Below are 6,726 nucleotides of genomic sequence, written 5' to 3' on the forward strand. Positions count from 1 at the left end.
TTAAAAATGGCGATGAGTGTCGATGGAAGAACGGCGATGGAATCGGGAGAAAGCCAGTGGATTACGGGTCCTGATGCACGCCGAGATGTTCAACGATGGAGGGCCAGAGCGTCCGCGATACTAACGTCGACGGGCACTGTCCAGCAAGACAACCCGAGGTTAACGGTTAGGGAGTCTGAACTATTAGCGTCTCGTCGAGAGCAGCCGGCGCGCGTTGTGCTAGATTCAAAACGCGTGTTGAGTGGTTCAGAGGCTGTTTTTGATGCCAATGCACAGGTCATTCATGTGGTCGCTGACCAATCAACCATCACGAAGCAAGTTGCGCCCAAGGCCGGTGTTGAAGTCTTAGTATTGCCGCTAAATGAGCATGGGCACTTTAGCGCGAAGCAGTTAATGACAGAGCTTGCGCAGCGAGAGATCAATGAAGTGTTTGTTGAGGCGGGTGCGGGTCTTGCTGGTGATCTTTTAGCTGAGAACTTAGTTGATGAATTGTTGATTTACATGGCGCCGAAGATGATGGGGAGTGCGGCAAGAGGTTTGGCCCTACTTCCTTTAGAGCGCATGGATCAAGCGATTGAGCTTGAATTGAATGATCTTCGTATGCTTGGGTGCGATGTAAGAATGCGATATCGGCTGAAGAGGAAATAGGCAGAATGTTTACCGGGATCATTGAGGCGGTGGGACGCATTGCAGAGCTTCAGAGTGTTCGAGAGGGTATGCGCATACGGATTGAAAGCGTAGCTCTTGGTTTGAGTGATGTTCAGCTTGGAGATAGCATTGCGGTAAACGGTGTCTGTCTGACTGTTACCCAGTTTTCTTCTAGGGATTTTTGTGCGGATATTTCGGCGGAGTCTTTGCGTTACACGCGTTTTGCCTCAATGAGGGTTGGTGATTCGGTCAATTTAGAAAAGGCGCTCACGCTTAGTAAGCCCCTGGGTGGCCATTTAGTGAGTGGGCATGTTGATGGAATAGGGTCTATAGTTGCTGTCAGTTCCGAGGGGGACTCCCTGCGTTATACCATCGAATGCGAGCAAGAGCTGACGCGTTATATCGCCAATAAGGGGTCGGTTTGCGTAGATGGCGTCAGCCTTACGGTTACTGGTCTTGTGGAAAAAGGTTTTACCCTAAATATAGTGCCTCACACCACGGCAAATACAATTATCCCGGGTTATAAATCCGGAACCAAAGTGCACTTGGAAGTAGATTTAATGGCTCGATATGCCGAAAGGCTTTTGCAAGTAGGTCAGTTAGCAGAGTCAAAAGAAAAGCCAGCATTAGACGAGGCATTTTTGGCTCGTAATGGCTATAAAGTTTAATACATCGTCGTGCTGAGTATGCACGGTTGAACCGGAGGTTGAATGAAGCTCAACACTGTTGAAGAGCTGGTAGAAGATATTCGTCAGGGCAAAATGGTGATCTTGATGGATGATGAGGATCGCGAAAATGAGGGCGATCTGGTCATTGCTGCGGAACAAGTGCGTCCAGAAGATATAAATTTCATGGCGACTCATGCTCGGGGTCTTATTTGTCTTACGTTGACGCAGGAGCGTTGTAGGTTCCTAGGTTTGCCGTTGATGGTGGCGAGTAATCATGCTCAGTTTCAAACCAATTTTACGGTTTCTATTGAGGCTGCAGAGGGTGTTACAACAGGGATTTCTGCTGCAGACAGAGCGCATACAGTGAGGACGGCGGTTGGTCGCAATACCAAGCCCGAAGATATCGTGCAGCCGGGGCATATTTTTCCGATTGCAGCTCAGCCGGGTGGCGTGTTGAGTCGTGCAGGTCATACCGAGGCGGGTTGTGATCTAGCTAGAATGGCTGGCTTTGAAGCGTCATCGGTGATTGTAGAGATAATGAACGAAGACGGAACGATGGCGCGACGCCCTGATTTGGAAGAGTTTGCGAAAAAACACGATCTTAAAATCGGCACCATTGCTGATATGATCCATTATCGCGCTTTGAATGAGCAGACTGTTGTCAGGCAAGAGGAGCATCGAATTGAAACGGAGCATGGTGATTTTAATCTGATTACCTACAAAGATACTCTGCAGGGCGATTTGCACATGGCGTTTGTGAAAGGTTCCGTTGAGGATGTCGATGCGCCGGTCGTGCGAGTTCAGTATCCTGACATCCTCCGGGACACTATTGGTGTTTTGAAAGAGGGCTCGCAATCTTGGTCGGTTCAAAATGCCTTGGCGCGGATTGCAGAAGAGGGTGCGGGCGTGTTGGTTTTGTTGGGAGATACTTACGAGGCGAGTATGGAAGAGCGCTTGATTGAGTTCTTTAATGCGGCCACGCCTCAGTCCGGAGGGCAGGGCGCCTATTTAACGGTCGGTACAGGCTCGCAGATTCTGCGGGATCTTGGTGTGAGCAAGATGCGATTGCTTGCGCCGAAAGTGAAGTTCTCAGCCTTGTCCGGCTTTGATTTAGAAGTAACTGAATTCATTCCGTACAACGGATAACATTTTTAGGAAGAGTATTAGCATGCGAAATATCAAAGTCCATGAGGGCGATTTTAAAGAAGTTTCCGGGAAGTTTGCCCTTGTCGTGGGTCGTTTTAATGCCTTTGTTGTTGAGAGCCTCTTAGAGGGGGCGATCGATGCTCTTGTTCGTCAGGGTATCGCCGAAAGCGATATTGAGATTTATCGTGTTCCTGGTGCGTTTGAGATGCCTTTAGCGGTGCAGCGTGTAGCTAAAACTGGTAAGTTCGATGCGATCGTTGCGCTCGGAGCAGTGATCCGTGGTGGAACGCCGCACTTTGAGTATGTTGCTGGTGAGTGTACTAAAGGCATTAGCGCCGTGTCTCTTGAGTGCAACTTACCGATCGCATTCGGGGTATTGACCGTTGACAGCATAGAGCAAGCGATTGAGCGTTCGGGCACGAAAGCCGGAAACAAAGGTGCCGAGGCTGCAATGTCTGCTTTGGAAATGCTCACTTTGTTTAAGAATGCGGGTATTTAATGAGCGACTCTGAACAGAATACTTCCCGAAAAATCACGACTTCACAGCGTAAGCGTTCTCGCAAGCTTGTGTTGCAGGCGCTTTATCAGTGGCAGCTTGGTCAGGCGAATATATCGCAGATTGAAGCGGAGTTCCGAACGGATAATGATTTCAGAAAGATTGATGAAGCCTACTTCGAGCAAGTATTCCGTTCGATCCCTAAGTGCGTCAATGAGCTTGATCAGCAGTTTGAAGTTCTCCTTGATCGAGCTATTGCAGATGTTGATCCGATCGAGCTTGCTATTCTGAGGGTTGGGACATTTGAGTTGATGAATCGCATTGATATTCCTCTTCGAGTAGTCATTAACGAAGCGATTGAGTTAGCGAAGGAGTTTGGTGGCACGGATGGCCATAAATACGTCAATGGAATACTCGACAAGCTCGGGAATAAGCTTCGATCTGCCGAGGCGAGCGCAAAACGCTCTTAGACGCTGTTTCTAATGATTAATCGGGTGCTTGAATCATGGGGTTAAGATTTCGTCAAAGCCCTGAGTTCGACCTGATCTCTCGCTACTTTTCTCGGCATCAATCTAATGCATTTGAGTTATCTGTTGGTGATGATGCTGCGGTTTTTAGTCTGCCTGAAAACCATTGTCTCGTCTTCTCTATCGATACGCAGGTTGAGGGACGTCATTTTCCTGTCGGATTTCCTGCTGACAAAATAGCGACGCGTGCTCTTGGCTCGGCAATGAGTGATCTTGCAGCGATGGGTGCGCGGCCTCACCACTTCACCTTAGCCTTAACGCTTCCCGAGTTTGAAGAGCAATGGCTTCATGCGTTCTCTCGGGGGCTTTATGAGCTGGCGGATCGGTTTGATTTTAAATTGGTTGGTGGGGACACAACGAAAGGTCCTCTCTCTATCAGCATTCAGGTGCATGGTTTGGTAGAGCGTGACCGTTACCTGCAGCGCAGCACGGCGAGTTCGGCTGACGGCATATATGTGAGCGGTAGTCTTGGAGACGCAGCAGGAGGCTTGAAGCTCGCTCTTTCTAATAGACAAGATGCCCTTAGTGATGACGAGCATCGATTGTTTAATGCGTATGCTTGTCCTAGGCCTGAGGTCGAATTGGGCTTGGCGCTTGTAGGAAATGCATCCGCTGCGCTAGATATTTCTGATGGCCTTTTGGCGGATTTAGAACAGCTCGCGGTGGCATCAGATCTGGCCTGTCATTTAGATTTAGATACCATTCCTCTTTCAGGTGCGCTACGCCGCGTAGAGGGTGATGTGGAGGCGTTGAATCTTGCCTTGGCTGGAGGAGACGATTACAGGCTGTTGGCGACCATGCCAGCGAATAAAGAGCGCCTTGCCAAAGAGCTAGGCTTGTTTAAGATTGGGTATATGTTGGATTGCCCGATTGAGCATACAGGCGAGCGTGTACGGTTATATAAAAATGGTGTCTATCACAGGGCACCGAATGTTAAAGGATTCGATCATTTTGGATAAAGTGCGCATCCCTTTGAGTTTATTGAAGGATCCTCGCTGTCTGTTGGCGTTTGGTTTTGGAAGTGGTTGTGCGCCAAAGGCGCCTGGAACCTTTGGTACGCTCGCTGCGGTGCCATTCTACTTTTTGATAGCGGATCTTCCAATTCTCCCCTATGTGCTGGTGTGCTTAGTTGCCTTTGTTGTTGGCTGTTATCTCTGCGAAGTTGCGAGCAAGGCTCTTGGTGTGCATGATCACGGAGGAATTGTTTGGGATGAGTTTGTTGGTTATTGGATCGCTATGATGGCCGCGCCCAAGGGTATCCTATGGGTAATACTTGGATTTATTTTATTTCGAGTGTTCGATATCTGGAAGCCAGCACCGATCAAGCAGTTGGATGCAAAGGTACATGGCGGCTTTGGGATCATGTTAGATGATCTGGTTGCCGGGATATATGCGTTGATCGCTCTCCAGGCGGTCGCCTATCTTTGGAATTAGACCATTGTTTGCCTAGTGGGTTTTTGGTAGGCGTTGAACTACTGAGAGGAACCGCTCAAGACTTGCCTCTGCGCGTTCTTTTGATGCGTATGGGCCACTATCAAAGCCTTCTCGTGTTGAAAAATACCATTTTTGGCCTGCACAAAAAAAACGATCGCTTCGAAATGGAACGTCTCCGGATTCGCCGTGGCGATGAGCTGCTTGATTCATTGTTACGATACCTCCCCTAAGTCCTTTAAATTTAGATGATGTCGGTTAAAAATCAACCAACCAAGTCTCGCTTTACGTTTTGTTGGGTGAAATTATCTTTAGCTTTGGGCGTTCTATTCGGAAATCATTGAAAGCGCTCGGCGCTAAGTTCAAAATGCAGGGTAGTGAATTACATTGAATAAGAGAACATGATTATGCGAAGTCTTAGAGGGATCCTGCTGCTTGTGATCGTGGCAATGGTGTCTGCGTGTACCGGAAAACCTGTCAAAACATATGAAGGTGCAGCGCTACCAGATAAAGATGTCGCCATCCTTACTGCGAGTGACAATATCGAGGTCATCGAAATCGATGGTACAGAAATGACGACGTACTTATTGTCGAATATAGAGACTATGTACGCACTGAAGCCGGGGAAGCATCGCATAGTCTTTAATTATACGAGTGTTTGGTCAGTGGCGCCTAAGGGGCAGGACGGTCCTCGCTCAGAGGCTGTCGAGTCGCCAGCACAGGTTGTTGAGATTGAAGTGAAGGCTGGCGATAGCTTGAGTTTTGAGTTTGATGATGTTGAAAACATTCGTGAGGCACGAGCGTTTGCCGAGAGATTTACAGCGAACCTGGTGGATAGTCAGGGTAATGTTCTCGGTGCTTCGGATCTGTACGTCAAGCAGGTAGAGCAGGAGATGGGCGAGCAGGTGGCGGTTGCCGGCGTCCAAGCAGGTCAGCTTGAGTCGAAGGCTGCAGGCTTGCCGCCACTTGAGGCCATGAAAGTGATTTGGGAAGGCGCTTCAACAGAGGATAAAAAGGCTTTTCTTAAGTGGGCTTTTAAGTAGCACCCAGCCTCACTTTAGATGGTGTTTGTGTAAGCTATTTTTGCCACACTATTTGATTTCTTCGGCGGAGGAGAACAGACCGCCGACGATGCCTGTTATGTCATCGATAATACCTGTCACGAGAGAGCGGTTCGCTTCTGATTCCGCTTCAATCGTTACGTCTTCACTTTGCATCGATTCAATTCGCGCAGTAGCTTCCTTTAAATAGCTAGAAAACGCTTTGTCGCCAATAAAATTATCTGGGCAGTAAGTGCAGTTAATGTTGTAACGGCCGTTGTAGCTAATGATCGTGATCGTGAGGCCTATGCCGTCAAACAGTGGGCTACTACTTGAAAGGGATACGAGCTCGTTTTCTTCAAAGTAAAGTGGAAACTGTGGCCCTGGAATATTGATGATGGGCAGGTTGAACATCGGTTTAAACTTTTGCGCGAGCAAAAATTCCGAGTAGACGCGAGCAGAGAGCGCGGTCATATTTGTCGGTACCAACTCGGTTAATCTATTTGCCGATATCGCGTCATCGTAGTGACTAGAGTCCGTTGCCATCGCGTGAATCTCTCGAATCCGCTTGATTGGATGTGGCTCATTTGTGATTAGCGAGAACAAGCTTGCTGTGAGTTGTTTGCCTGATTTGTAATTAAGGCTTGTTGAGCGTACTGAGATTGGAGAAAGGGCAATGAGTGGCGCTTTAGGTAGTACATTGTGGTCTTTTAAATAGCAATGCAGTGCTTCTGCGCAAATCCCGATTAGGATGTCGTTCGTTGTGACAT

General features: G+C 48.4%; 10 protein-coding genes. 8 read left to right on the forward strand and 2 right to left on the reverse strand.

Annotation, left to right across the window (positions count from 1 at the left end; genetic code table 11):
- The 7 genes from ribD to A3750_RS08270 all read left to right on the forward strand — a co-directional run.
- On the forward strand, positions 1–648 hold a 648-nt coding region (gene ribD / locus A3750_RS08240), incomplete at its 5' end, for a bifunctional diaminohydroxyphosphoribosylaminopyrimidine deaminase/5-amino-6-(5-phosphoribosylamino)uracil reductase RibD (protein WP_068548162.1).
- 5 nt (positions 649–653) lie between these two features.
- On the forward strand, positions 654–1,316 hold the full coding sequence (locus A3750_RS08245; RefSeq protein ID WP_068458250.1) for a riboflavin synthase: 663 nt from the start codon (positions 654–656) through the stop codon (positions 1,314–1,316).
- A gap of 42 nt (positions 1,317–1,358) precedes the next feature.
- Positions 1,359–2,462, forward strand: a complete 1,104-nt coding sequence (gene ribBA, locus A3750_RS08250) for a bifunctional 3,4-dihydroxy-2-butanone-4-phosphate synthase/GTP cyclohydrolase II (protein ID WP_068458252.1) — start codon at positions 1,359–1,361, stop codon at positions 2,460–2,462.
- Positions 2,463–2,484: 22 nt separating this feature from the next.
- Positions 2,485–2,961 carry a 6,7-dimethyl-8-ribityllumazine synthase gene (gene ribE, locus A3750_RS08255; protein ID WP_068458254.1) on the forward strand — a complete coding sequence of 159 codons (477 nt, stop codon included), beginning with the start codon at positions 2,485–2,487 and terminating at the stop codon, positions 2,959–2,961.
- Positions 2,961–3,428, forward strand: a complete 468-nt coding sequence (gene nusB, locus A3750_RS08260) for a transcription antitermination factor NusB (protein ID WP_068458256.1) — start codon at positions 2,961–2,963, stop codon at positions 3,426–3,428. The genes ribE and nusB overlap by 1 nt, the downstream gene beginning before the upstream one ends.
- A 35-nt stretch (positions 3,429–3,463) precedes the next feature.
- Positions 3,464–4,444, forward strand: coding sequence for a thiamine-phosphate kinase (gene thiL / locus A3750_RS08265; RefSeq protein ID WP_068458258.1), 981 nt, complete (start codon positions 3,464–3,466; stop codon positions 4,442–4,444).
- Positions 4,437–4,919, forward strand: a complete 483-nt coding sequence (locus tag A3750_RS08270; protein WP_231871770.1) for a phosphatidylglycerophosphatase A — start codon at positions 4,437–4,439, stop codon at positions 4,917–4,919. The genes thiL and A3750_RS08270 overlap by 8 nt, the downstream gene beginning before the upstream one ends.
- A 12-nt stretch (positions 4,920–4,931) precedes the next feature.
- Here A3750_RS08270 and A3750_RS24860 read toward each other — a convergent pair whose 3' ends face one another.
- The gene (locus A3750_RS24860) at positions 4,932–5,129 is read right to left on the reverse strand and encodes a DUF6316 family protein (protein ID WP_068520448.1); all 198 of its coding nucleotides are present in this window, start codon (positions 5,127–5,129) and stop codon (positions 4,932–4,934) included.
- A 194-nt stretch (positions 5,130–5,323) separates the two neighbouring features.
- Between A3750_RS24860 and A3750_RS08280 the strand changes: the two genes are divergently transcribed.
- Positions 5,324–5,959 carry a DUF2057 family protein gene (locus A3750_RS08280; RefSeq protein ID WP_068458265.1) on the forward strand — a complete coding sequence of 212 codons (636 nt, stop codon included), beginning with the start codon at positions 5,324–5,326 and terminating at the stop codon, positions 5,957–5,959.
- A 48-nt stretch (positions 5,960–6,007) separates the two neighbouring features.
- On the opposite strand, the gene A3750_RS08285 is transcribed toward A3750_RS08280, so the two are convergent.
- On the reverse strand, positions 6,008–6,726 hold a 719-nt coding region (locus tag A3750_RS08285), incomplete at its 5' end, for a WS/DGAT domain-containing protein (protein WP_156498487.1).

The organism is Oleiphilus sp. HI0079 (genome assembly GCF_001635105.1).